This is a genomic window from Streptomyces sp. NPDC059009, from assembly GCF_042740175.1.
Taxonomy (GTDB): Bacteria; Actinomycetota; Actinomycetes; order Streptomycetales; family Streptomycetaceae; genus Streptomyces.
The window spans coordinates 25,376-48,160 of record NZ_JBHYJB010000037.1; the positions used below are offsets into that span (position 1 = coordinate 25,376).

Consider the following 22,785-nt stretch of genomic DNA (forward strand, 5'->3'; position numbering starts at 1 on the left):
GTCAGCCGCCGTGCCGCAGCAGCCGCCCGGGCGTGGCGCCCGTGCAGGTGCCGTCGGTGTAGGTGATCTCGCCGTTCACGAGGATGTGGCGGTAGCCCTCCGCCCTGCGTGTGCGACGCCAGTCGCCGCCCGGCAGGTCGTGGCTGATCTCCTCGGGCAGGGAGCGCAGGTTCTCGTAGTCGTAGACGACGATGTCCGCCGGGGCGCCTTCGACGAGCGTGCCGCGGTTCTTGAATCCGGCGACCCAGGCCGGGAAGGCGGAGAGCTTCCAGTGCATCTCCTCCAGGGAGATCCACTGGTACTCGCGGACGTAGGTCTCGATGTGTTCGGTCGGGAAGCGGCCGCTGGTCAGCATCTTGCTGTGGGCGCCGCCGTCGGAGACGCCGGGGATCATCCAGGGGTGCTGGATGACTTCGCGCAGCAGTGAGGAGTCCGGTTCGAGCAGGTCGACTCGCCACTGTGTGCGCAGCTGCTCGGCGATGGAGATGTCCAGGAACACGTCGACCAGGTCGCGGCCCACGGCGTCGGCGATCTCGGGCAGCAACTTCCCTTCGTACGCCGTGTATTCGACGAGCTCGGTGCGGATGAGGGTGACCAGGCGCAGCGGGAAGAGGACCACGTTCTCCTTCTTGAGCGCCTTACGGGTGCGGGGGTCGGAGAGGGCGGTGATGCGTTCCTCGACGGTGCCGGTCAGGGCCTGTTGCCAGGCCGGGTTGGCGTCCCACAGGTTCCACACGTCCAGCGTGAAGGGCATGCTGACGTCGGTGGTGGTGGCCTGGCAGTACAGCGGCAGGCCGCGTTCGCGGCAGCTGTCGAACCAGGCCATGGCCATGCGGTGCCGCTCGGGGTCGGCACCGTCCACGACCAGGGTGTTCCAGATGATGGGGCGGCCGCTGACGCGGGCCAGTTCCTCCATGTGCGCGATGTCGGCTGCCGGGTCGTTGGAGACCATCGTCAGCTCCATGAAGCCCGCGTTGCGGCGCGCCATCACGCGCCCGAGGGCCAGCGCCGTCTCGTTGCTCATCAGGTCGGAGGCGAAGGACGTCCCGTCGTGGTCGCGGTGGACGCTGGAGTAGGAGTCGGGCGGGCAGCGCAGCGCCGACCAGCCGCAGGCCCCGGCGGCCAGGGCCTCGTCGAAGATCCGGGCGATCTCGGTGTTCTCCTCGTCGGTGGCGTGCCGCGCCTTCGCCTCCTTCTCCCCCATCACGTACGTCAGGAGGGGGTTCACCCCCATGTACGGAAGGACGTTGACGCCCTTGGGGGTCGATTCGACGGCGTCGACGAACTCCGGGAAGCTCTCCCAGGTCCAGGGCAGGGACAGCCGCATCGAGTCGTACGAGATCTGCTCGACACGCGTCAGGGTGCGCATCGCGGCCTCACGCATCGCGGGGCGCACCGGCGCGAAGCCGTAGCCGCAGTTGCCGATCACCACGGACGTGACGCCGTGCAGACCGGAGATGCTGCAGTACGGGTCCCAGAACAGCTGGGCGTCGTAGTGGGTGTGCAGGTCCACGAAGCCGGGGGCCACGATCAACCCGTCGGCGTCCAGGGTGCGTTCGGCGTCGCCGGGGTGCAGCTTGCCGATGGCGGCCACCTTGCCGTCCTTGATGGCGAGGTCGGCGCGCAGGCGTGGGGTGCGCCGCCCGTCGATCACGGTGCCGTTCTTGATCAGGGTGTCGTAGCGGGTCATCGGCCCTCCCGGGAGGAGTCGTTCGTCAGCTCGGCGTGCCAGGTGCCGACGACGAACGTGCCCGCGCGCCCCGCGCGAGCGGTGGTCACGGCGTGCTGCCACAGCAGTTCGTGGGCGCCGGTGCGGGGCGGCGTGATGGTCGCCGCGGCACGCTCGAACAGCTCCCAGTTCGGCGCCATGTCGCCGCTCTCGGCGAGGTCGTGGCAATGGTGGACGGTGAATCCCGCGGCGGTGAGTCCGGCGGCTACCTGAGCGGGGCTGAGCACTCCGGGCAGCGCCGAGTACGTGCACACGGGCTCGATCCAGCGCTGGTAGTCGGCCGCGCCCAGGTCGTCGGCGCACAGCCAGTCACAGCCGCTGAAGACCGCGCCGGGCCTGAGGACGCGGGCCACTTCGGCGTAGACGGCGCTTTTGTCGGGGGCGTGGCAGATCGCGTCGAAGGAGAAGGCGCCGTCGAAGGAGGCGTCGGGGAAGGGCAGCTTCATCATGTCCCCGACGACGAACTCCGTTGCATCGTCCATCTGTTGCTCGGTGGCTCGCTCACGAGCCAGGTCGATGTGCGCCGGCACGATGTTGAGGCCGGTCACGTGCGCGCCGGTGTGCCGGGCGATGGACAGGGCCGGGCCGCCGATGCCGCAGCCGATGTCGAGCAGGCGCATGCCATGGGTGAACCCGGCGTCGTCCGCGAGGCGGTGCTCCTGCGCGGTCAGCGCCTCCCCCAGGCCCTCGGGTCCGTGGAAGGGGGGCAGGTGGAAGGAGTCGGCCCAGTTGTCGCGGTAGGCCGCGGTCGCGAAGGAGTAGAAGGCGGGCAGCATCTCTTCGTAGCGTTCGCCGCGCTGGACCCGGTCGCCCACGAGATCTCGGTACGCGTCGTACAGGTCGGCTTTCAGGCGCATGGGGGTCACGGTCCTTCGGTGAGGTCTGCGAGGTCGGTGCGGGCTGTGCGGGCTGTGCGGGCACGGTGGTCGGCTGGTTCGGCGGCGTCCCGGGACGAAGCCGGGCGGGGCAGCACCGGCGGTGTGGTCACCGCCCGGTCCTGGGCGCGCAGCCAGTGCAGGACCACGACGTACGCCGCGTCGAGGACGAAGATGGCGATCCCGCCGTATCCGATGAGCGGCACGTGGGAGTGCTCGGCGTCGAAGAACCAGTAGGCGACGCTGCCGACGGCCGTACCGATCCATTTCACGTATGCGATGACCAGGGACTGCCCGGCCAGGGTGCGGCGGCCGATGGCCATGGACAGGAACAGCGCCGACATCAGCACCGTGTCGCCGAAGCCGAGATAGACGCTGGCCATGTCGCCCAGCTCGCGGGCCAGCAGGTGGACCCCGCTGAAGGCCAGGGCCATGCCGGTGCCGAACAGCGCGTAGAAGCCGGCGGCGGGCAGGCCGGGAAACTGCCGCGGCCCGAATCTCACGACGGTCGCCACGATGACGAGGTTCATCGTGAACCACACGATGTCGGCGGCTTGTTGGAAGGGCTCGTAGGGCCTGACGAAGGCGAACTGGAACTCCCACGCCAGGTTTCCGCACACCGCCACACATGGCATGCCATAGGTCCGGTCCCGGAATCCGAGACGGATGATCAGTGCGTAGACGACGATCCACGACAGTCCGAGCACCGCGATGCAGAACTGGTAGGACAGCGGCTGGTTCATGGAGACCTCGCCCCCTCGACTGGTCGGCCGGTCGGCTAGTCGGCGTTGACGACGGGCAGCAAGGTGGGGGGCCGCTCGGCCGTACCGGTGCGCGCGGCGAGACGTTCCTGTTCCTCGACGCCCTTCATCACCAGCTCGTAGTCCGTGGCGCGGCTGCGGCCCGGTACGTACGGCAGGAGCCCGCAGTCCCACGACGTCTCGCCGTCGAGAAAATGGAAGATCTTGTCGAGGACGGTGTTGTAGCCGTTCATCATGCAGGAGTTGCAGCTGAGCTTGGCGGGCCGTCCCAGGGCGCTGCCGACGCCCTGCTCCACGACCGCGCGCACACCGGTCATGGTCCGGTCGTCGGCCAGCGGCCCCAGACGGGACTCGCGGGCGAAGTCCGCGTCCATGCCCGCGAGGCAGCAGGCGGAGAAGTCGTTGCGGACGCCGAAGAAGATGTGCTGGCGGCTGTGGTGACAGCCGTCGAGGACGCGTTCGTCGGCGGTGAAGTCCTTGTCGAAGGCGAGCACGGTGGGCCGCGCGGTCAGCCGCGGCACCATCACCCCGAAGTCGTCGTCGTGCAGCTGCTCCACGGCGTTGAGGTCGGCGATCATGCGCTGGAACTCCGCGCGGGTGAAGCCTCCGGCGACGTGCCCGTAGGTCTCTTGGCTGTACGAGACGTAGTCGCAGCCCAGGCGCCGGGTCTGTTCGGCGAAGGGCACGATCTGGCGCCAGTTGTCGCGCTGGATGACGAAGTGGGCGCCGATCAGCGTCGTGGCCCCGGAGCGGTCGCGCTCCTCCACCAGGGCCCGGATCGAGTCGAGCCGCTCGTCGAGCCCCTCGGCCGCGTGCACGGTCCGGAAGGTCTCCTCGTCCACGGCGTCGACGCTCAGCCGCACGGCGACGGCCGAGCGCAGCACGGCGCGGCGGACGCGTTCCTTGTTGAGCTTCTTGCCCGCGGTGTAGACGCGGATGGCGAGCCCGAGGTCCGCGACCCCGTCCAACAGCTCTTCCACGCCGGGCAAGTTGAGGGGTTCACCGGAGCCGGACATCATCACGAGACGGAAGGTGTCCGGGTAGGCCGCGCGCAGTTCGGCCATGCGCCGCAGGGTCAGATCGACGTCGAGGTGGAGATTGAGCCCGTCCGCCTTGCGCTTGGCCATGGTGAAGCACATCGGGCAGGCGTCCGTGCACGAGTTGGTCATGTCGAGGCCGAGGGTGAACAGCGTCCGACCGTGGCTCTCGACCAGCCGGTCCACGAACCAGCGCGGGTTGTAGTCGAGGAAGGAGAGGATGGAACTGCCGACGGGGAGGTCGAGGACGGCGCCGTCCGAGTCCCGGGTGAGGCGCACGCTGTCGTAGCGCTGGAGCCAGGACTTGGGGAGGAAGGGGGCGTCGCGTGCGGGTTGTGGGGTGGGGGGCATGGGGGGACACGTCCTTTCGCGGCAGGCCCCGGCCCCGGGGGCGGCCGAGGGGTCATGGGGCGGAGGTCGTGGGCCGGTGTCGTGGGTTGTTGCGGGTGGATTGGAGGGCCTCAGGTGCGGGGGCTCGGGTTCCGGGGGCACGATCGTTCGGGATCGGGCGCTGGATCTTCGGCCTTCCGCCTTCCGCCTTCCGCCTTCGGTCTTCCGCCTTCGGTCTTCGGTCTTCGGTGTCGGACGCTGGGCTCTGACACGGGGCTCGGTTGCTCAGGATCGGGCACCGGGATTCCGCTACCGGGTTTTGGTCGCTGAGCCGGTACAACGGGCCTCGGCCCCTGGAGCCAGGCGCTCGAACTCGGGCTTCGGGACCAGGCATTGAGACCCGGCCCTCGACCTTCAGTGGCTACGGCAAGCCGCAGCCGCGGCCAGGCCGCTGAGCATGCCGCCCGGCCCGGATGCCGGTGCAGCCCGCCGCAGATGGGCCGCGGCCTCGGCGCGGAAGCGTGCGAGCGCCTGCACTGCCCAGAGGCGGCCACCGGCCTGTTCGACGAGTCGGGTCATGTCCGGCACCTCGGCCATGCCGGGCGGCTCAACGGCGTCATAGCGCTCGGCGAGTTCCCGCCCCGCGGCCGTACGCGAGGCAAGAGCCGCGGCCACCGGCAGGGTCACCCGCCGCTCGGCCAGGTCGGAGCCCACGGGCTTGCCGGTGCGGCCCGGGTCGCCCCAGATGCCCAACAGGTCGTCGGCGAGCTGGAAGGCGAGGCCCAGGCTCCGCCCGAAGGCGCGGAAGTGCCCCGTACGCACATCGTCCGCGCCACCCGCGATGGCGCCGACCGCGCACGCACAGCCCATGAGCGCCCCGGTCTTGGCCCGGGCGACGGCACAAGCCCGCTCGGCGACCACGCCGCCGTCGACCCGGCCCCTGCCCTGCCCGAGCAGGTCGAGCGCCTGTCCGTCGGCCATCTCGTGGGTGGCGTCGGCCAGTTCGCACAGGGTGAGCGCGAGCCGGGGCGCCGGGGCCTCGGCCAGGACCCGGAAGGCCAGGGCGAACAGGGCGTCGCCCGTCAGCGTGGCCTCACCCCGGCCGAAGCGGGACCAGAGCGTGGGCCGGCCGTGGCGGTAGGCGTCGCCGTCGATGAGGTCGTCATGGACCAGTGAGAAGTTGTGCACCAGCTCGACGGCGACCGCGGCGGGCAGGGCGCGGTCGCGCCGTGTGCACACCGCTTCCGCACAGAGCAGCGCGAGGGCCGGGCGGAGCGCTTTGCCGGGCAGCGGCGTGTGCTCGGCGCCGCCGCCCTCCTCATCTCTGTCTCTCCGCCCGGTCGGCTCGCCCTGCTCGTTCCAGCCGAAGTGGTACTCCACCATGCGCCGGAGCGCGGTTGCCATGCTCTGCGTCCATTGGTGCACGGACGTCCCGATCAACGTCCGTGCCCCATCCAGGAGTTGGCTGACCTCCGGTGAGCTGAAGTCAGGCTCGTTCTGCGCTTCGGTCTCGGCGATTCCCTCGACGAATAGGTCCGTCATACCCCGCCCGCCGTCCTCTGCTGAGTCGTACGTGGCCATCGACCGCCGCGCAGGTCCAGCAGCGGCCAATGAGCGCCATCGTGCGGGACACGGCCGGGGCTCAAGAAGGCGTGAGCCACCGTCGCCTTGTTGTGCCCATGACCTGCGTGGTACGCGGGGCACGAGGGCACACTGGCGCCCGCGCAGCTCGTGGGACCTGGTCCGCCGCGCGCATGAGCGGGCCGTGGCGGCGAGAGCGCCGGTGTACGCCGCGCAAGGCGCACAGCACGGCGTGCGCTGGGTCACCGGGGGCACTTCTTCTACCACCCCGCCCGGGTGACAGGCCCCTTTGCCCAGGTGAGCCAGAGCCGGGTGCGCGATGCTGGGACTCCGACCCGCCCCGGGCCCCGACCAGCAGGAGCGCGCGATGCCCACCGAAGACGACGTCCGCCGGATCGCCCTCGAACTGCCCGGCGCCTTCGAGAAGGCCGCCTGGGGCATGCCGACCTTCCGCGTCGAACGCGGCAAGGTCTTCGCCTCCATCGACGACTCCCCGGAGGGCCCCGTGCTCGGTGTGAAGTGCCCTCAGGAGGAGCGCGCCGAACTCATCGCGACAGAGCCGGAGAAGTTCTTCCTGCGCGCTGGCCACGACGACAACTACCCCTGGCTCAGAGTCAGGATCCACGCCCTGGACGACCGCGACGAGCTGGCGGCGATCCTCGCCGACTCCTGGCGCCAGGCGGCCCCGCGCAAACTCCTCGAGGCGCACCCTGAGCTGGGGGCGCCGCCCCAGGACTAACCGGGCTTCGACCACGGCGACTTGTCGGAGGCGTTCATGCAGTACCGATCCCAGGTGCCCTTGCGGTTCGTGGCATGGGTCGGCACGACGCATGCCCGCACTCTGAAGGAGCGGGTGACCACCGTCATGGGAGTGAACTGGTCATGGAAGGTCTCCACCACGGCGCTCTGCGCCGAACCGCCCTGGACCGAGACGCTGATGCTGTCTCCCACCTCGGCGGTGGTCACCCGGGCCCATACCGCGCCACAGCGCTTGGAGTAGCGCAGGTGCAGCGTGGCAGGGTTCTTCTTCCTGACCGGCTGGTAGGTCCGCGCGTCCGCAGTGCAGCCGCCGATCTTCTGCGGGTTCTTGCCCTCGCAGCCCTTTCCCGGGCACGAGGCCGCCTTGGGAGGCGGCTCGGGTCCGAAGGTCTCATCCCACAGACCGGTGAAGACGACGGTCGAGAGGCTGCCTGCGACGGCGATGACGACGCCGCCGGTCACCGCGGCGTGCGAGGCCGGAGTCCACGCGTACCGCCAGCCGCTGCGCATGCGCCGTATCGCGGCCCTGCACGCCCTCTTCAGAGGCCCGGGATCTGATGTCGGAGCCGGACCGGGGTCACTCGCGCTCATCAGCGACTCTCACCATCCCAGAGGCTCTCTGCAGGGGGAATTCAGGCTGCATCCTCGATCCTCGCGGGCCCCCTCCCGGTGTGTCAGAGGCATACCGGCCATCCCCAGGGGCATGGTGAGCAGCGCGGCGTGTGGCGTCCCACGGGGGGCGGAAGGTTTCCGGTCGGCCGTTGAGGGCCCTGACAAGCCCGGTCTATCCTGCAGCGATCAGTAACAACAGAAGTGCGCCAGTGCGCGTCAAGGGGTGGGGACCTTATGTTCGGCACGTCGCGCAAGCCTGCGCACCGGCTGTCCAAGAGAAATCGCTATATCGCCTGGGGCGCCGCGGGTGCCACGATCGTCGCGGGTGGCGGCGCCCTCGTGCAGAGCGCGTCGGCGGGCACCACCTGGCCCGCGAAGAAGACGTACACCGGTCGCGCCTTCGACACCTGCACCGCCCCCTCTGCCGCCGCGATGAAGGCGTGGCGCACCGGGTTCTACGGCGCGGCCGCCGTCTACATCGGTGGCAAGAACCGCGGCTGCTCGCAGCCCAACCTCACCGCACCCTGGGTGAAGAAGGTCACCGCCCAGGGGTGGAAGCTCATCCCCCTCTACGTGGGTGCTCAGCCGTTCTGCCAGAGGGGCTCCAGCCCGGAGAAGATGACGGCGGCCAACGCCTCCTCCCTCGGTGTCGCCAACGGCAAGGACGCCGTGGCCAAGGCATCCAAGCTCGGCATGAAGGCGGGCAGCGCGATCTACCTGGACATGGAGCCGTACGACGTCGCGAACGCCTCGTGCAACAAGGCCGTGCTCACGTACGTGCGCGCCTTCACCAAGACCCTGCGCGCCAAGACGTACCGGGCCGGGTACTACGGGTTCAGCAGTTCCAGTGCGAAGGCCGTGGCCACAGCAGCCGACCGTACCGACCTGCCGGACAGCCTCTGGTACGCGAAGTGGGACAAAGTCAACACCACGACCAGTGACTGGCCGTGGTCGAAGTCGCTGTACACGAACCACAGCCGTGGCCACCAGTACATGGTCAACAGCAAGGAGAAGCGCGGCGGTTACACGATCACCGTCGACCGCAACGCCTGGGACGCGCCCGTGGCCATCGTCGGCTGAGTGCGTGCCAGGCACAGAGCCTGTGTTCGACGCCCCCTGCCCGACGGCCCCTTTCCGGGCATCGGGCTCAGGGCTCAGGGCTCAGGGCTCAGGGCTCAGGCCGACTCCGCCCGACCCGGCGCCCGCCACGCCCGCGCGACCTCCAGGCTGTCCTCGTAGAAGCGATAGCGCGTGATCAGCCCGTCGGACACGGTCACTTGGATGGCGAACCAGCTCTCCATCGGCGCGTTGTTGGCCTTGACCCGGCCCTTGAAGTACCCGAGCGCCACCCCGTCCCGGTCATCGGCCAGCACGCGCTCGACAACGAACTCGTCCCTGGCCACGTAGCCCGCATGTGAGGTGAAGTAGTCGGCTATCTCGTCCCGCGTCGAGCGCTCCCCGAGCCAAGGGACGTCGTCCGCCCCGGGAATACTCCAGTCGACCTTCGCGGCGAAGAGCTCCACCATCCGCTCGCTGTAGCCGCTGTGCAACTCGCGCAGATACGCGTCCAGGACCTCTCGGGCCGTGCGCTGATCTGCTGCCATGGCATGCCTCCCCATCCGTTCGGACCGAGCCCACCACGACTGGTGGACTCACCGCTCCGCACGCTATCAGGTTTTGGATCGATCAGTACATAACAGCCTTGTTGCACGCGCCGAACAGCCGGGGCCGCCGTCGACGAGGCCGCAAAGCGTTGCCTTCGCGTGCGCTCCAACTCCTAGCGTGGGCAGGCATGGAGACCAACAGGACACTCGGTCGCAGCGGCATCCAGGTCAGCGCTCTCGGCTTCGGCTGCTGGGCCATCGGCGGGGAGTGGCAGGACGCGAGCGGCCGGCCCCTCGGCTGGGGCACGGTCGACGACAGCGAGTCCGTACGGGCGATCCACCGCGCTCTCGACCTCGGCGTGACGTTCTTCGATACGGCGGACACGTACGGCGCCGGGCACAGCGAGCGCGTGCTGGGGCGTGCGCTGGGCGAGCGGCGCGACGACGTCGTGATCGCCACCAAGTGGGGCAACGTCTTCGACGAGAGGACGCGCACCCTCACCGGCTCGGACGACTCCCCGCCATACGCCCGCCGGGCCCTGACCGCGTCACTGCAGCGGCTCGGCACCGATCACATCGACCTCTACCAGCTGCACCTGTCCGAGGCCGATCCACGACGGGGCGCCGAACTCCGCGACCTCTGCGAGGAGTTCGTCCGCGAGGGACTCGTGCGCGCCTACGCATGGAGCACCGACGACCCCGAGCGGGCCAGGGTGTTCGCCGAGGGGGAGCACTGCGCGGCCGTGCAGCACGCACTCAACGTACTGCAGGACGCGCCCGAAATGATCGCTCTGTGCGAGGAGTTGGGCCTTGCCGCCATCAACCGGAGTCCGCTGGCCATGGGGCTGCTGACGGGCAAGCACACGTCCGGGCGGGTCCTGGCGGCCGGGGACATCCGCAACTCACCGCCCACCTGGCTGCCGGGCTTCCGTGAGAACGCCGGCGCCGACCAGGACTGGGTCACCCGGGTCGACTCCCTGCGCGACATCCTCACCTCCGGCGGCCGCACCCTCGGCCAGGGCGCCCTGGCCTGGCTGTGGGCGCGCAGCCCGCGCACCGTCCCGGTCCCGGGGTTCCGCTCGGTCGAGCAGGCGGAGCAGAACGCGGCGGCGATGGCGAAGGGGCCGCTCACCGCAGCCCAGTTGAGCGAGATCGACCAGGTACTCGGACGACGCTGACCTCGCCTGGGTCGTTCATCCAGGCGTCGGTGCACTCTCGCGCGCGGCTGCCGTCGTGGGCCGGTCCGGCTTTGCACCCGCCAGGGGCAGGGCTGCTGCGACACGGCGAGGGACGTCGAGGAAATAGGCGCGCCATACTGCCCGGCAGTCGTCGCAGAGCTGGACCCCGGCCACTTCCCCGATCGACTGCGCCCCATAAGCATGGCGTCGCACGCAACGTGGGCACTTCTCCTCGTCGGGGCGATTGAGCATGGCCGCGAGCCCGGGAAACAGCAGCCGTTCCTCCTGGGCCATGATGGCCTCGTACCGTTCGACGTCGGCCGGCTGCGGCTGCCCGGCGTCGGGAGCGTCGATTCGGTACCAGAGTTTGAAGTTGCGCCGGGTCTCCTCGACGACGGAGTCCGTCTCGGTCCTGCCGAGCACGAGCCCGTCCTGCACGAACCGGTAGCGCCGCATCTCCAGGTGGATGGGGCCGCCCATGATCCTCATGTAGGCGAGCATGTACCGCCCGTTGGCCGTGCGCCCCCAGTTGGTGTCCAGCGCCCACAGGGCCTGGCGGAGCTTGTGGTAGTACTCCTGGCGGATCTCCGGGCCGGTGTAGAAGTAGGGGTCGAAGAGTTCGGCTTCCGCGCGGTGCTTGAAGTACCCCACGGTGTCGTAGCGCGAGATCGTCAGTTCGTTCAGGGCCCGGTTCTGCTCCTCCCCGCAGTAGGCGTCCGGGTCGGTGACGTCGTTGCAGGCGAGGGTGGCGGCGAGGTAGAGCCGGACCTGGGCGTCGGCGTCGCGAAGACGCAGGAAGTCCGCGGGAGAGTGCGCGGTGGCCTCCACCAGCCGGCGAAACAGCAGCGAGCCCCGCCGGTCGCCGCGCGTCTTCTCCGACGCGATGATCATGAAGGTCCAGAACTCACGCGACATCTCCTCCAGCACGGGAGTGTCCTCGAACAGCGTGCGCAGCAGACCGTCCGCGTCGTAGCCCAGCAGGGGCCTGCCCTCCAGGACGTCGTCGGTCAGGTCACCCCGGTACTCGGCGACCGTGTAGATCACGGTGAGACGGACGAAGGCGAGGAAGCGGTCCCAGTTGGTGAACACGGGAATGCTGCACCGGCAGTACTCCCATGAGGTTGAGATCACCTCGGCCGCCTCGGGAGGAGCCAGACCGCTGTCCTTGAGGTCGTCGTCGAGTACGTCGGGGTAGTGCCACTCGTCCGGTAAGTACGTGACTTTGTGGCTGTCCGGCATGGGGTCGGCCTTGGCCATCCGAGCCTCCTGGGACTGGGTGGTGTGTACTTGCCACGCGATGTCTTCTACCTCTCCTCCCTCCCAGCCCTGCACTCGGCGACGAAGGAGGCGCACTGGTTCACAAGGAAGCAATGTGCATGACAGGGCAGGCGGGGTGCGCCCCTGCCGCGCCCCACACGTCACCACGCCCCGGACGTCGGGCCAGGCATCCGCGCCCTGCCACGCGGCCCGCAGCAGACGCCGGACGCGAACGCGACGGCCGCCAAGCAGGCCCCGTACAGGGTCTGTTCGTGCCCTTCGAGCCCGGACGGGTCGGCCGCCACCGCCACCAGCCCAGCCGCGAGGGCGCGGGATCGACAGGAGAACTGCCCGGAACCGCAGGGTGGTTCAGAATCCGATCGCCTCGCGGAGCAGCAGGACGGTGCCTCGTCCGGGCTGGAATTCCGCGTTGAGGACGAGGAGGCGATTGACGGCGCTGTCCCAGCCATACGCTTCCTGGGTGCGGGCGCTCTCCAGAGGGAGGCAGTGGTCTTCGACGCGGCGCAGCGCGGCGGGCAGGTCGGGAACCACCTTCTGCGCGCCGACGACCCAGATCGCACGGGCGGCGCCGCCGGCGTTGGCGGGCAGCTGGCTTCCGCTGCCCGAGGCGATCACGAGAGAGCCGGTTTCCGTCACCGCGTGGACGCTGCCCACGACGACGTCGGGGGCAGCGGTCAGCCGCCGGATCTCGTTCATCTGGGTGGCGCGGTCCATGGCCAGGACCCGTGGCCTGATGGCGTCGTATCGCCCGCCGGTGTTGATGTCCTCGTGGATGCCGGACAGCCGGAGGGTCTCGCTGGCCCCGGTGAAGACGCCGGCGCCCTCCGGGATCAGATCCTTGATGCGCGTACGCGCGGCGGCGGCGTCATCGAGGATCTCCACGGTGAACCCATGCGCGGTCAGCGCGGTGGCCGCCCGCTCCAGGCGCTGCGCGGGCGCCGGGACGGCAAAGGGTGCGATCGACGTCGAAGTCGAGGTCGAAGTCGAGGTCGAAGTCGAGGTCGAGGTCGAGGTCGAGGTCGAAGCCGGCGTCGGCAGTGATGTCGTCATGATGTCGGTGAGCTTCCTGTCCGCTGGATGATGTGCTCGTCTCAGCAGTCCGACACGGCAGCCCTCGGGAATGTGAGGTCGCTGCCTCGCCTCACATTCCAGAGGGCTGCGCTGTCGGACCGGTGAGGGCAGACGCGACCGAGGGAGCTGCGACACCATGACCACCCGATCCGAGGCAGGACACCACCGACCCGATCCGGCCCCAGACCCGCACCCGCGCCTGGACACGGGCCCGGACACGGACCGGGACACGGTCATGGGCGAGCGGCGCCAGCTGATCAACCTCGCCTACCGGCTCCTGGGCTCCCTGGCCGAGGCCGAGGACGCCGTCCAGGAGACATACGCCCGCTGGTACGCCATGTCGCGGCAGCAGCAGGACACCATCAACTCCCCCGGCGCCTGGCTGACCACGGTCGCCGGCCGCATCTGCCTCAACCTGCTCGGCTCCGCACGGGCCCGGCGGGAGACCTACGTGGGCGAGTGGATCCCCGAGCCGCTGCCCGGGCGCACGGAGTGGGTCAGCGGGCGGCCGGGCGGTGCGGCCGTCGACCCGGCCGACCGGGTCACCCTGGACGAGTCGATCAGCCTGGCCTTCCTGGTCGTGCTCGAATCGATGACCCCCGCCGAGCGCGTCGCGTTCATCCTGCACGACGTCTTCTGCCACTCCTTCGCCGAAGTGGCCGAGATCGTCGGCCGCAGCCCCGCGGCATGCCGCCAACTGGCTTCCTCGGCCCGCCGCCGCATCCGGACCGCACGGCCTTCCTCCACGCCCCCGCCGGCCCGACGCACCGGCATCGTCAGGGACTTCAAGCAGGCATGGGAAGCCAAGGACATCGACGCCCTGATCGGCCTGCTCGACCCCGAGGCCACGGCGATCGCCGACGGCGGGGGCCTCGCCACGACCTTCCTGCACCCCATCGAAGGCGGCGAGCAGATCGCGCACGCCTGGATCGAGATCGCCCACCGCAGGCCCGCCGGCATGACGTTCCTGGAACAGGTGGTCAACGGCCAGCCCGGTGTGGTGGCTCAGGTGGACGGCGTCACGGTGACGGTGTTCGCGTTCGACATCGTGGGCGACCGGATCAAGCACATCTGGGTCGTGCGCAACCCCGAGAAGCTCCGTCACTGGGCGGCGCACTGAGGCACGTCTCCCCCTCCGTTCTCCCAGGGGGAGAGGAAGACCGATGCCCCAGCGCCTTGCCCTCGGCCGCCCGTGCGGTCAGCCGCCGAGGGTGTTCACCTGGCGCCCAGCTTGCTCAGGAACTTCTGGGTGTCCACTTCCTTGCCGCCCATCTCGGAGGCGAGCTGACCGGCCACGACGACCTTCAGGTGCTTCTCGTCGACAGCCATGCTCGTCGTGTGCCTGCCCCCGCCCTCCATCTCGAGGACCGGGTGGCTCCCGTCGCTGCAGTCGTACGAGCCGATGTGGAAGGTCAGCAGGTCGTTGCCCTCCTTGTCGTCGGTGCCGTCCTTGAGGTAGCCGACGAGCCTCCAGTACGGGCCTTTGCCGTGGTGGGCGCAGATCGGGCCGGGCGGGGTCTGCCGGTCCGCGTAGTCGCCCTTGTCCGAACCGCCGCTGCTGCCACCGGAGTTGGCGCCGCCGGAGCCCTCGGCGTCGTCCGTCTTCCCGGGGGCCGGTGTGCTCTTCTCCGGGGCCGGCTTGCTCGGCGAGGCCGTCTTGGTGGCCAGGGCGAGCGCGGCGGTGGCGCCCAGCAGGCCGAGCTGCCAGTTCTTGCGGGTCTTCGTGCGCATGGGGTTCCCCCGTAGGCCGGACGTGAGTGCTCAAGGCGCTTGTCGATTTCCGGTACGCGGTCAATGAACCGGCCGCAGCAGTGTGAGGTGGGAGGGAGGAGTTCCGGCCATGCCGTATGCGATCGCTACCGATCACGGACAATGGTGACTCCACCGCCGAGTCCTGGCTGCCCAATCCTGGTCGCCGTTGGACCCGTTGAACCTGCCGGTCCCGTTGAACCCGTTGAACCCGTCATCGGCCGATGACAGGCTCACACCCCATGATCGACGACTACGCGAAGGCCCACCTGCACAGCCAGCTGCGACAGCTCCGCGAGGCAGTGATCGGGAAACTCGACGGGCTGTGCGAGTACGACATCCGTCGCCCGCTCACCGCGACGGGTACCAACCTTCTCGGCCTGGTCAAACACTTGTCGACGTGGGAGTCCCGCTACCTCGGCGAGGTCTTCGGCCGCCCCTTCCCCGAACCTCTGCCCCGATGGGACGACCTCGAGAAGCGCGGCACCGACATGTGGGCGACCGAGCACGAGACACGCGAGGAGATCATCGATCGCTACCGTCGCGTCGGGGAGCACGCCGATGCGACGATCACCGCCCTCGCCATCGACTCCCCCGGCCACGTGCCCTGGTGGCCACGCCCGGACGTGCAACTGTTCAACGTCCTGGTCCACATCCTCACCGAGACCAGCCGCCACGCCGGGCACGCCGACTTCCTGCGCGAACAGCTCGACAACTCAACAGGGACCACGGCCGCCCTCTGCCCGTCCGCTCGGCGGGGCTGTCACTTGGCGGCCTGCAGGGCGCTCTGCCAGACAGGGCTGTCGACGTAGTGGTTGTCGTACAGCTCCGAGGAGTTCTTGATCTCCTCGAATCCGGCTTCTCCGCGCATGACCCGGCCCAGCAGACGCAGGTAGTCCCCCTTCTCCAGGGCCTTCACCTCGTCATCGACCAGCACCTGCAGAGCGCCGTCCATGACGAAGAACATCCCCGACGCTCTGGTGTGAAAGTGCGCGGGAGCACCGACCGCGCCCTTCGCAAAGGTGGAGCGGTAGCTGGTCAGTTCACTGCCGTCGGTGCCGTGATCCGCGAGCAGGGTCATCACGCTGCTGGGGTCCACGGTGGTCTCGGCGGTGGCGGCACGGGTGAGGGATGCGGGAGGCCGGCGTCGACGGAACCACCCATGGCGCGCTGTCAGGGCAGTTGAGGGGAACACGCGTGCGCGACGGCGGTGTTGGTGGGAACACGACGGCCAAGCCCTCCCCCGGCACTCGACTCAGGAGCCTGCATGCCGCTCAACCTGCCCGACGGTAAGCGTCTCGCCGTCAACATAGGCGTCGACTTCGACGCGCAGTGCACGCCCGACGGAGACACGTCCAAGCTCAGCCCCGCCTTCTTGTCGCGCGGAGACTTCGACGTCGAGGTGGGCACCCCACGCCTGCTCGCGCTGTTCGAGAAGCATGAGATCCCGACGACCTGGTGCACCCCCGGGCACACACTGATCACATTCCCGGACAGCATCCGGTCGGTGCTCGACCACGGGCACGAGATCGCCGCGCACGGCGCGTACCACGAGTCGGTGCCCTCGCTCACCGAGGCGGAGGAACGGCGGCTGATGGAGTTGCAGCTCAGCCAGCACGAGAAGATCGTCGGCCGGCGCCCCCGCGGCTACCGGTCACCGGCCTGGGACTTCTCCGACGCCACACTCGGCATCCTCGAGGAGTTCGGCTTCGCCTGGGACAGCTCGTTGATGGGCCGCGACTTCATCCCCTACCGGCCGCGCCCCGTCGTGGTCCACCGCGAGGAACCGAACGAGTTCGGCCCGCCCAGCCCGGTCCTCGAACTGCCCGTGTCCTGGTACATGGACGACGTCCCCGCACTCGACCATGTACCCGGACTGCTCGCCGGGCTCATGTCGACCGAGGGGGTCTTCGCACGCTGGCGGGACACCTTCGACTACGCCTACGAGAACGAACCCGGCGGCGTCGTGACCCTCACCGTGCACGGCCTCGTGAGCGGCCGGGCACACGCGATCATGATGCTGGAGCGATTCATCCGCCACGCACGGCAGCACGACGACGTGTGGTTCGCGACGCTGAGCGACATCCACGACCGCTGGAGCGACTGAGAGCACAAGCCGGGCGGGCGGCAGTTGCGTGAGCCCGGTCGGCCTGAAGTCGGCGGCGTGGCGGGCAGAGGCCGGAGGGCTCGCTGCCGTACATCCCCGGTGGGCGGTGCAGGTCTGCTGCCAGTGGGCCTGCCGGGCCGCGGCGAGACCTTCGTCAGCCCAGCGGATACGCAGCCCGGTCGCACCACCGCGTGCCGTCCCACGTGATCAGGTCGACATGCCGGACGCGGGTGTGGAGCGGAAGAGCCGGGGCGAGACGAGCGGCCAGCGCGTCGTAGGCGGTGCGCCAGGTGTCCGGGCCCTCTCCCTTGGCGAGGGTGAGGTGCGGCGCGAGACCGCCCTCGCCGAATATCCCCCAGTACGGGACCACGTCGGGCCAGCACCGGGTCAGGTCCTTGGCGAGCGCCGTGACCGGGTCGTGCGGCCACGGGTCGAGGTACAGCACCCCGGGGTAGCAGGCGAACTCCGAGAAGGTGAGGTCGAAGGCGTCATGAGCGCGAACCAGTTCGGCGAGCTTCCGCTCGGTCGTCCCGTCGTCGAGCCGTTCCTCGGGCAAGAACGGGAAGAGGACCGTGACGTGTGCCGGGAACGCCTCCTGCACCAGCGCGTCGGCCTCAGGAACCTTGATGGTCAGCGCCGTGTCCCCGGGTACGAGCGGCCATCCGGCCGTCCCGTCAGCGCTCTCCGCCGGGTCGGCCGCGCCGGCCTCCTCAGCTCCCTCGCCCCCGTCCGCGCCACCCGACCCGGCCACAGCCCCCGCCTCACACTCTCCATCCGCTCTCACGGCGGGTCATGCTCGCACACGCGATCGGCCGGGCCTCGCGGGGTCCTGCCCGGTTCAGCGGCGGGACGTGAGGGGCGCCAGCGTGGCGGGTCGCACGGCATCGGCCCCGGCCGAGCCGCGCAGCAGTGCGGTCAGGTCGTGGGCGCGAGCCCGCTCAGTCGTCGTTGCCGCCGCTGCGATGCGGTCGAGGCGGAAGCCACGCCCGGCCTGGCGCGCTCGGCACCAGGCAATCAGATACCACCGGCCATCCGCGGTGAGCAGCCCGGCCGGTTCCACCTCGCGGTCGCTCTGCCGGCCTGTCGCGTCTACGTACGACAGGCGCAGCACCGTATGCGTGGTGAGGGACGCCTCCACCGCGTCGCGGACCGACATGTCGGTCCGCGAGGGCAGCGCGACGATCCGTGCGGCGAGTTCCTGTGCCGCCGCCGAGGCGGGGCCGGTCATCGTGGCCGCGATCTTCTGGGCTGCCGTGTGGGCCGCACCGCCGTACGACGCCGAGCTGCACAGTCGCTCCCGTCGCCTCCCAGCGTCCGGCCAGGAAGAGGGAGTCGTCGAGGAGCGGGTCCTCGGTGCCGACGACGATGCGGGCCGGGGGCATCCCCTGGAGGTCGGCGTACAGCGGTGAGATGTCGGGATCCCGGCGCTGCTCGGCGCCCATGCCGGGAGTGACCAGCTCATAGGTCCGCCGCAGCGACTCGGTGTTGCTCAGCGACTGCCGGGATCCGAACGACCTCTGGCTGGGTGTCATCGACAGGTCGTAGGGGCCGAAGACCAGGTGGGCCGCGCGGAACGCTCCGGTCATGCCGTGCCGGTCACGCAGGCACAGCAGCGTCACGACGCCGAGGTGGGCACCGGCCGATTCGCCGCCGATCAGCAGCCGTTCGGTGCCGAACTCGGCCGCGGCGTGCCGCACCAGCCACCGGGCCGCGGCTTCGCAGTCGTCGGGCCCGGCCGGGAACGGGTGTTCCGGCGCGAGGCGGTACTCCACGCTCACCACGGCGAGCCGTGCTCGTTCAGCGAGCCGCCACAGTCTCTCGTCCTGTCCGTCGGCGGAACCGAACGTCCAACCACCTCCGTGGATGTGCAGGTACACGCCGTCGACCTGGTCCGGCACGAAGATCCGTACCTTCACCCCGCCCTCGACGACGCGGTCTCGGCTGTGCGGCAGCCGGACCGGGGGTGTGTCGCCGCCGAGCCGGTTGCGTCGCAGGGTCGCCAACAAGGCGGCGTCCAGCGGCCGTTCGCGTGCCGGTCGGTTCGCGGCAGCGGCCTCGAACTGCTTGTTGAACGCGAGAGTCTCGGCGAGGCAGTCCTCATCGGTGAACGTCATGGACCAACCGTCGCAGCCCTGCGCGACAACGTCCTGTCACCCTTTTCCGGTGCCCCGCATCACCCTTCACAGCCCCACAGTCGGCGCACGGCCGCAACGGGGATTCCCCTACACCTCGTAGGGTTGACGGCGGACGAACAGCGGAACGTGCAAGGGTGCAGGCCGGACCAGTAAGCCGCAGCGCGCTCACCGTACGGGAAGGTCGTAACGCATGGCGATGCCGTCGGAGACCCGGACGCGGGTGCGTCAGATGCGTCAGATGCGCCCGATGCGGTGGGCGCAGGGGGCGCGCGGGCGTGGGGCCGTGGCGCTCGTGGTCATGGTGGTGGCGACGGTCGTCGCGGTGCGTCAGCGGGCCGTGGTCGCGGAGGGGGTCGACCGGCTCGCCGCCGCCGACCGGGGATGGCTGTTGGTGGCGGGTACGAGTGCGGTGCTGACGTGGGGGTGTTCGGCGCTCGCCCTCCAGGGGGCGGTGCGGGAGACGCTGCCCGCGGGGCGGCTGCTGGCGGGGCAGTTCGCGGCGTCGGCGGCCAATCACGTGCTGCCGTCCGGGCTCGGGGCGGGCGCGGTGAATGTGCGGCTGCTGCAACGGTGCGGGCTCTCCTTGCCCCGCGCGGCGTCGGCGCTCGCGGTGAAGACCGGTGCGGGCGGCGCGGTGCGCGGTGCGCTCCTGGCCGTCTTGGCCGTGTCCTGCCCGGGGGTGCTGCGCATGCCGGAGTCGGTGCCGTGGCTGCCGCTCGCCGGGGTCTGCGTGGCGGGCGCCGCGACGGTACCGTTCCGGGGCCGGCTGCGGGGTGCGGCGGCCCGTGTCCTCGCCGACGTACGGGATGTGCATCAACTTCCGAACAGAGCTGCCGCGTTGTGGGGTGGCTCGCTGGCCTTCGCCCTGCTCCACGCCACCGTGCTCATCGCGCTGACCCGGAGCCTGGACGTGGCGCTGCCCGCCCAGCAGGTGGCTCTCGCCTATCTCGCGGCGAGCAGTGCCGCGGTGCTGTTGCCGACGCCCGGCAACCTCGGCTCGCTGGACGCCGCTCTTCTGTTCGCACTCGTGGCCGCCGGGGCGCCCGGGTCGGCGGCCGGTGCGGCGGTGATCGGCTACCGGCTGTTCACCGCGTGGCTGCCGCTGGTGCCGGGGCTTGCGGTGCTGGTCGTGCTGGTGCGCCGCAGGATCGTGTGATCCCACGGCGGCGCCCCGGTTCCGTACCGCCTAGCGCCCTCCACGGGCGGGGCCTCGTTGACGAGGGTGGCGGCGAGCAGCAGGGACAGGGCGAGCGGGGTGTAGCCGTCGATCCTCATGGGTCGCCCCTGCCGAGCAGGTCACGCAGCGCGCGCTCCTCCCCGGGACTCAGGCCGGTGACGAACTGTTGGAGCGTGGCGATCGGGTCCGGTCCGCGGTCGAGGGCCTGGTGCATGGCCTCGGCGGTCATCTCGGCGGCGTTCTTCACCGGCCGGTACGCCCCGCGCCGCCCCTCCGCGTCCCGCAGGACGAGGCCCTTGTCGTGCAGGCGCTTGAGGATGGTGTGGACCGTGTTGTACGCGAGGTCACCACCGATCCCGCTCTGGATCTCGGCGGGGGTGAGGGCCTTGTCGGTGGCCCACAGGGCGGCGAGGACTTCGCTCTCCAACTCGCCGGCGCCGCGCCGTACCGCTCTGCCTGCCCGGCCCGATCTGCTCGCTCTGCCTTGGGGGTTGGTGCCTGCCATCCCGTCACCTTACAGCGCGTAGGGTCAGGGGAGGCGGGGTCGGCGGCCCCGGCTGCGGCGCCCTCGCCGGAGTCAGCCGGAGTCAGCAGGAGTCAGTGGGCTCGGCGAGCTCGACAGGCTCACTGCTGCTGCCCGGCCGGAGCCCGGCAGGTCAGATCCTCGGCGGGGAGCCTGCCCGTGGTCAGGTAGAACGTCGCGGCCTTGTCCGCGCAAGGGCTGCCGTCCGGCGCGTAGAGGACGCCGTGTCCCTCGCCTCCGGCGACGGTGAGCATCCGGGAGCCGCGCAGGGACCGGTGCATGGCCCGGCCGGCGAAGAGGGGCGTCTGGGAGTCCCACTCGTTCTGCGTGATCAGCGCAGGGACCTTGTTGTCGATCCTGGTCTGCGGCTCGCTGCCCTGCTCCTAGAAGGCACAGGGTGTGATGGCGGCCGCGAAGTCGCCGTACAGCGGATACCGGGCCTTGTCGCGGACCGCCTCGCGGCGGTACTGCTCAGGGGCGTGTGACCAGGTGCGGGTGTCGGCGCACATGAAGGACCAGGCGGCGGAGAAGTAGCTGTCGTCGGGGGTCCGGCCCTGATCGGGCGTGCCGGGCGGGGTGGGGTGCTTGTCCTTGGCCGCCTTCTTCAGTCCGGCGATCCGTTCGGCGGCCTTCCGGACGTGGAAGAACGTGCGGTTGTCGGCACGGATGCCGTCGCCGGTGAGGGTCTGTCCCGCAAAAGGGATGGGCTTGCGATTCGCCCGTGCGATCAGGTCCCAGTAGGTCTTGCGGACCTTGGCCGGAGTGTCGCCCAGTCCATAGGTCGTGTGCCGACGGGCGGTCCATGCGGTCCAGCGCGTGAAAGCGTGCTCGGCCGCCTTCGCCATGTCCTGGAACATCCCCCGGTAGATGCGGGTCGGGTCGGTTGCGCTGTCCAGCACGATCCGGTCGGCCCGCTGGGGGAACAGCTGCATGTAGACGGCGCCGAGGTAGGTGCCGTAGGAGATCCCGAGGTAGGAGATGGTCCTCTCGCCCAGCGCGGCGCGGATGACGTCCATGTCACGGGCGCTGTTGCGGGTGGTGAGGTGCCGCAGCTTCTCACCGGCCCTGGCCCGGCACTTCCCGGCGATGGCACGGGCCCGGTCCAGGTCCTTCGCGACGGTCTCCGCCTTGTACGGATGGTCGGCCTGTTCCTCGGCGGTCAGCCCGCAGCTGACGGGAGAGCTCCGCCGGGCGCCCCTCGGGTCGAAGCCGACGAGGTCGTAGCGCCGCTTCACTTCCGCGGGGAACTTCAGGAGCGGGTCGGCAGGCAGCTGCAGTCCCGGTGCGCCGGGGCCGCCCGGGTTGAGCAGCAGAACACCGTGACGTCGCTTCGCGCTGCCCGCCTTCAGCCGCGATATCGCCAGGCCGATCGTCTTGCCGCCGGGGTCGCTGTAGTCCAGCGGCACCTTGAGCATCGCGCACTGGAGGGTGCCTGGGCCCTTCGCGTCGCAGCGATTCCAGTGGAGCTTCTGATGCGTGTACTCCCGCAAGGGGTCCTTGGCAGGGGAAGCAGCGGATGCCATGGACGTGTCGAATGCCGTGGACGTGTCGGATGCCGTGGACGCCGTGAAGGCCGCTGCGGGCGTCAGCGTCGAAAGGGCGGCCGCCGCGAGGCCGGCGGCAAGCAGGGGGGCCTTGCGGGTGTTTGTGCTTCGCACGATGTTGCTCGTCCTTGTCGAGGAGAGTGGGCGGCCGGTTCACCGGTGAGGGAAGGCGTGAGAAAGCGAGGGAAAGGGAAGGCCGGTCAGTTTCCGTTCAGGCGCTCGCGGACGCACTGCGTGTACTGGTGGAAGCTGTCGGGCTGGTAGCACTCCTGCGTCTTGTTCGCGTACCAGACCATGAAGACGGCGACCAGCCCGGACACCACGATCGCCAGGGACGACATCACCACGGCGGTGACGGCCCTGCCCCGGCCCGCACCGGTCCGCTTGGCCGTGGTCAGCGCGGCGATGCCCAGGATCAGGCCGATCACGGCGAGCGGGCCGCCGATGAAGACGACCGAGGTGCACAGGCCGACGATGCCCAGGGTCAGGGCGGCCGTGGCCAGGCCGTTCTTCGGTGCTGTCCGAGTCCGTACAGCCTGGTCCTGAGCGGACACCGTGTGGTTCAGCGGCGTCTCGATTCCCTGAGGGTTCATCAGCCCGTCCTTTCCTTTCGTCCCGTCAACTGGTGAAGCCCCGATTCTGGATTCGGGGGCTCATGGGCACATCGCGGGAAGGCGGGAGAATTCCCTCCCCCGATCGAGGGAGGGCGCCGGTGGGCCGTACGGTCATACTTGT

At 70.0% G+C, this 22,785-nt stretch carries 24 protein-coding genes and 1 pseudogene; 7 read left to right on the forward strand and 18 right to left on the reverse strand.

All coding sequences use genetic code 11. The features are described from left to right. Position 1: 1 nt before the first annotated feature. The 5 genes from ACFWYM_RS31645 to ACFWYM_RS31665 form a co-directional block, all read right to left on the reverse strand. Positions 2-1,690 (reverse strand): amidohydrolase family protein, encoded by a 1,689-nt coding sequence (locus tag ACFWYM_RS31645; protein WP_384845092.1) that lies wholly within the window; start codon positions 1,688-1,690, stop codon positions 2-4. Beyond that, positions 1,687-2,586 carry a class I SAM-dependent methyltransferase gene (locus tag ACFWYM_RS31650; RefSeq protein ID WP_384845095.1) on the reverse strand — a complete coding sequence of 300 codons (900 nt, stop codon included), beginning with the start codon at positions 2,584-2,586 and terminating at the stop codon, positions 1,687-1,689. The genes ACFWYM_RS31645 and ACFWYM_RS31650 overlap by 4 nt, the downstream gene beginning before the upstream one ends. 5 nt (positions 2,587-2,591) lie before the next feature. Further along, positions 2,592-3,347 carry a hypothetical protein gene (locus ACFWYM_RS31655; protein WP_384845098.1) on the reverse strand — a complete coding sequence of 252 codons (756 nt, stop codon included), beginning with the start codon at positions 3,345-3,347 and terminating at the stop codon, positions 2,592-2,594. Positions 3,348-3,382: 35 nt separating this feature from the next. Continuing rightward, entirely contained in the window at positions 3,383-4,753 is a 1,371-nt protein-coding gene (locus tag ACFWYM_RS31660) for a radical SAM protein (RefSeq protein WP_384845100.1), read from the reverse strand. Between the two features lie 393 nt (positions 4,754-5,146). Beyond that, positions 5,147-6,136, reverse strand: a complete 990-nt coding sequence (locus ACFWYM_RS31665) for a polyprenyl synthetase family protein (protein ID WP_384845103.1) — start codon at positions 6,134-6,136, stop codon at positions 5,147-5,149. 544 nt (positions 6,137-6,680) lie between these two features. On the opposite strand from ACFWYM_RS31665, the gene ACFWYM_RS31670 reads away from it, so the two are divergent. Continuing rightward, positions 6,681-7,052 carry an MmcQ/YjbR family DNA-binding protein gene (locus tag ACFWYM_RS31670; RefSeq protein ID WP_384845106.1) on the forward strand — a complete coding sequence of 124 codons (372 nt, stop codon included), beginning with the start codon at positions 6,681-6,683 and terminating at the stop codon, positions 7,050-7,052. Here the strand turns inward: ACFWYM_RS31670 and ACFWYM_RS31675 are convergent. Then, positions 7,049-7,582 (reverse strand): DUF2690 domain-containing protein, encoded by a 534-nt coding sequence (locus ACFWYM_RS31675; RefSeq protein ID WP_384845109.1) that lies wholly within the window; start codon positions 7,580-7,582, stop codon positions 7,049-7,051. The two genes, ACFWYM_RS31670 and ACFWYM_RS31675, sit on opposite strands and share 4 nt — an antisense overlap. Positions 7,583-7,918: 336 nt before the next feature. Between ACFWYM_RS31675 and ACFWYM_RS31680 the strand changes: the two genes are divergently transcribed. Next, complete coding sequence (locus tag ACFWYM_RS31680; protein ID WP_384845112.1) at positions 7,919-8,764, forward strand: glycoside hydrolase domain-containing protein; 846 nt, start codon at positions 7,919-7,921, stop codon at positions 8,762-8,764. 95 nt (positions 8,765-8,859) lie between these two features. On the opposite strand, the gene ACFWYM_RS31685 is transcribed toward ACFWYM_RS31680, so the two are convergent. Beyond that, positions 8,860-9,288 (reverse strand): nuclear transport factor 2 family protein, encoded by a 429-nt coding sequence (locus tag ACFWYM_RS31685; protein WP_384845115.1) that lies wholly within the window; start codon positions 9,286-9,288, stop codon positions 8,860-8,862. 188 nt (positions 9,289-9,476) lie between these two features. Between ACFWYM_RS31685 and ACFWYM_RS31690 the strand changes: the two genes are divergently transcribed. Continuing rightward, entirely contained in the window at positions 9,477-10,466 is a 990-nt protein-coding gene (locus ACFWYM_RS31690; RefSeq protein WP_384845118.1) for an aldo/keto reductase, read from the forward strand. Between the two features lie 15 nt (positions 10,467-10,481). Here ACFWYM_RS31690 and ACFWYM_RS31695 read toward each other — a convergent pair whose 3' ends face one another. Together ACFWYM_RS31695 and ACFWYM_RS31700 are read right to left on the reverse strand one after the other, a co-directional pair. Beyond that, complete coding sequence (locus ACFWYM_RS31695; protein WP_384845121.1) at positions 10,482-11,723, reverse strand: hypothetical protein; 1,242 nt, start codon at positions 11,721-11,723, stop codon at positions 10,482-10,484. A 369-nt stretch (positions 11,724-12,092) separates the two neighbouring features. Next, entirely contained in the window at positions 12,093-12,794 is a 702-nt protein-coding gene (locus tag ACFWYM_RS31700; RefSeq protein WP_384845124.1) for an LUD domain-containing protein, read from the reverse strand. A gap of 157 nt (positions 12,795-12,951) precedes the next feature. Between ACFWYM_RS31700 and sigJ the strand changes: the two genes are divergently transcribed. Next, the gene (sigJ, locus tag ACFWYM_RS31705; RefSeq protein ID WP_384845127.1) at positions 12,952-13,935 is read left to right on the forward strand and encodes an RNA polymerase sigma factor SigJ; all 984 of its coding nucleotides are present in this window, start codon (positions 12,952-12,954) and stop codon (positions 13,933-13,935) included. A 95-nt stretch (positions 13,936-14,030) separates the two neighbouring features. Here sigJ and ACFWYM_RS31710 read toward each other — a convergent pair whose 3' ends face one another. Beyond that, entirely contained in the window at positions 14,031-14,546 is a 516-nt protein-coding gene (locus tag ACFWYM_RS31710) for a hypothetical protein (protein WP_384845130.1), read from the reverse strand. 260 nt (positions 14,547-14,806) lie between these two features. Between ACFWYM_RS31710 and ACFWYM_RS31715 the strand changes: the two genes are divergently transcribed. Continuing rightward, the gene (locus ACFWYM_RS31715) at positions 14,807-15,376 is read left to right on the forward strand and encodes a DinB family protein (protein ID WP_384845337.1); all 570 of its coding nucleotides are present in this window, start codon (positions 14,807-14,809) and stop codon (positions 15,374-15,376) included. Here the strand turns inward: ACFWYM_RS31715 and ACFWYM_RS31720 are convergent. Further along, the gene (locus ACFWYM_RS31720) at positions 15,328-15,741 is read right to left on the reverse strand and encodes a cupin domain-containing protein (protein ID WP_384845340.1); all 414 of its coding nucleotides are present in this window, start codon (positions 15,739-15,741) and stop codon (positions 15,328-15,330) included. The two genes, ACFWYM_RS31715 and ACFWYM_RS31720, sit on opposite strands and share 49 nt — an antisense overlap. Before the next feature lie 90 nt (positions 15,742-15,831). On the opposite strand from ACFWYM_RS31720, the gene ACFWYM_RS31725 reads away from it, so the two are divergent. Further along, positions 15,832-16,671 carry a polysaccharide deacetylase gene (locus tag ACFWYM_RS31725; protein WP_384845133.1) on the forward strand — a complete coding sequence of 280 codons (840 nt, stop codon included), beginning with the start codon at positions 15,832-15,834 and terminating at the stop codon, positions 16,669-16,671. Between the two features lie 154 nt (positions 16,672-16,825). Here the strand turns inward: ACFWYM_RS31725 and ACFWYM_RS31730 are convergent, their stop codons facing one another. The 3 genes and pseudogenes from ACFWYM_RS31730 to ACFWYM_RS31740 all read right to left on the reverse strand — a co-directional run. After that, positions 16,826-17,422 carry a 2'-5' RNA ligase family protein gene (locus ACFWYM_RS31730; protein ID WP_384845136.1) on the reverse strand — a complete coding sequence of 199 codons (597 nt, stop codon included), beginning with the start codon at positions 17,420-17,422 and terminating at the stop codon, positions 16,826-16,828. 87 nt (positions 17,423-17,509) lie between these two features. After that, the gene (locus ACFWYM_RS31735) at positions 17,510-17,899 is read right to left on the reverse strand and encodes a helix-turn-helix transcriptional regulator (protein ID WP_384845343.1); all 390 of its coding nucleotides are present in this window, start codon (positions 17,897-17,899) and stop codon (positions 17,510-17,512) included. Positions 17,900-18,002: 103 nt separating this feature from the next. Then, positions 18,003-18,785: pseudogene (locus tag ACFWYM_RS31740) on the reverse strand (alpha/beta hydrolase); the annotation flags it as partial. 250 nt (positions 18,786-19,035) lie between these two features. Here ACFWYM_RS31740 and ACFWYM_RS31745 point away from each other — a divergent pair. Further along, positions 19,036-19,962 carry a YbhN family protein gene (locus ACFWYM_RS31745; RefSeq protein ID WP_384845139.1) on the forward strand — a complete coding sequence of 309 codons (927 nt, stop codon included), beginning with the start codon at positions 19,036-19,038 and terminating at the stop codon, positions 19,960-19,962. Between the two features lie 115 nt (positions 19,963-20,077). Here the strand turns inward: ACFWYM_RS31745 and ACFWYM_RS31750 are convergent, their stop codons facing one another. The 4 genes from ACFWYM_RS31750 to ACFWYM_RS31765 all read right to left on the reverse strand — a co-directional run bounded on the left by ACFWYM_RS31750 (position 20,078) and on the right by ACFWYM_RS31765 (position 22,643). Next, on the reverse strand, positions 20,078-20,488 hold the full coding sequence (locus ACFWYM_RS31750) for a BlaI/MecI/CopY family transcriptional regulator (protein WP_384845142.1): 411 nt from the start codon (positions 20,486-20,488) through the stop codon (positions 20,078-20,080). A gap of 119 nt (positions 20,489-20,607) precedes the next feature. Then, entirely contained in the window at positions 20,608-20,862 is a 255-nt protein-coding gene (locus ACFWYM_RS31755) for an alpha/beta hydrolase (protein ID WP_384845346.1), read from the reverse strand. Between the two features lie 27 nt (positions 20,863-20,889). Then, positions 20,890-22,164: an alpha/beta fold hydrolase gene (locus tag ACFWYM_RS31760; protein WP_384845145.1), complete on the reverse strand. Its 1,275-nt coding sequence runs from the start codon at positions 22,162-22,164 to the stop codon at positions 20,890-20,892. An 86-nt stretch (positions 22,165-22,250) separates the two neighbouring features. Next, on the reverse strand, positions 22,251-22,643 hold the full coding sequence (locus tag ACFWYM_RS31765; protein WP_384845147.1) for a DUF4190 domain-containing protein: 393 nt from the start codon (positions 22,641-22,643) through the stop codon (positions 22,251-22,253). Positions 22,644-22,785 lie beyond the last annotated feature (142 nt).

Bases quoted from the DNA above. Each gene is read 5' to 3' on its own strand.
- ACFWYM_RS31645 (WP_384845092.1), bottom strand. From the start codon at position 1,690: ATGACCCGCTACGACACCCTGATCAAGAACGGCACCGTGATCGACGGG.
- ACFWYM_RS31650 (WP_384845095.1), bottom strand. From the start codon at position 2,586: ATGCGCCTGAAAGCCGACCTGTACGACGCGTACCGAGATCTCGTGGGC.
- ACFWYM_RS31655 (WP_384845098.1), bottom strand. From the start codon at position 3,347: ATGAACCAGCCGCTGTCCTACCAGTTCTGCATCGCGGTGCTCGGACTG.
- ACFWYM_RS31660 (WP_384845100.1), bottom strand. From the start codon at position 4,753: ATGCCCCCCACCCCACAACCCGCACGCGACGCCCCCTTCCTCCCCAAG.
- ACFWYM_RS31665 (WP_384845103.1), bottom strand. From the start codon at position 6,136: ATGGCAACCGCGCTCCGGCGCATGGTGGAGTACCACTTCGGCTGGAAC.
- ACFWYM_RS31670 (WP_384845106.1), top strand. From the start codon at position 6,681: ATGCCCACCGAAGACGACGTCCGCCGGATCGCCCTCGAACTGCCCGGC.
- ACFWYM_RS31675 (WP_384845109.1), bottom strand. From the start codon at position 7,582: ATGCGCAGCGGCTGGCGGTACGCGTGGACTCCGGCCTCGCACGCCGCG.
- ACFWYM_RS31680 (WP_384845112.1), top strand. From the start codon at position 7,919: ATGTTCGGCACGTCGCGCAAGCCTGCGCACCGGCTGTCCAAGAGAAAT.
- ACFWYM_RS31685 (WP_384845115.1), bottom strand. From the start codon at position 9,288: ATGGCAGCAGATCAGCGCACGGCCCGAGAGGTCCTGGACGCGTATCTG.
- ACFWYM_RS31690 (WP_384845118.1), top strand. From the start codon at position 9,477: ATGGAGACCAACAGGACACTCGGTCGCAGCGGCATCCAGGTCAGCGCT.
- ACFWYM_RS31695 (WP_384845121.1), bottom strand. From the start codon at position 11,723: ATGGCCAAGGCCGACCCCATGCCGGACAGCCACAAAGTCACGTACTTA.
- ACFWYM_RS31700 (WP_384845124.1), bottom strand. From the start codon at position 12,794: ATGACGACATCACTGCCGACGCCGGCTTCGACCTCGACCTCGACCTCG.
- sigJ (WP_384845127.1), top strand. From the start codon at position 12,952: ATGACCACCCGATCCGAGGCAGGACACCACCGACCCGATCCGGCCCCA.
- ACFWYM_RS31710 (WP_384845130.1), bottom strand. From the start codon at position 14,546: ATGCGCACGAAGACCCGCAAGAACTGGCAGCTCGGCCTGCTGGGCGCC.
- ACFWYM_RS31715 (WP_384845337.1), top strand. From the start codon at position 14,807: ATGATCGACGACTACGCGAAGGCCCACCTGCACAGCCAGCTGCGACAG.
- ACFWYM_RS31725 (WP_384845133.1), top strand. From the start codon at position 15,832: ATGCCGCTCAACCTGCCCGACGGTAAGCGTCTCGCCGTCAACATAGGC.
- ACFWYM_RS31735 (WP_384845343.1), bottom strand. From the start codon at position 17,899: ATGACCGGCCCCGCCTCGGCGGCGGCACAGGAACTCGCCGCACGGATC.
- ACFWYM_RS31745 (WP_384845139.1), top strand. From the start codon at position 19,036: ATGCGTCAGATGCGCCCGATGCGGTGGGCGCAGGGGGCGCGCGGGCGT.
- ACFWYM_RS31750 (WP_384845142.1), bottom strand. From the start codon at position 20,488: ATGGCAGGCACCAACCCCCAAGGCAGAGCGAGCAGATCGGGCCGGGCA.
- ACFWYM_RS31765 (WP_384845147.1), bottom strand. From the start codon at position 22,643: ATGAACCCTCAGGGAATCGAGACGCCGCTGAACCACACGGTGTCCGCT.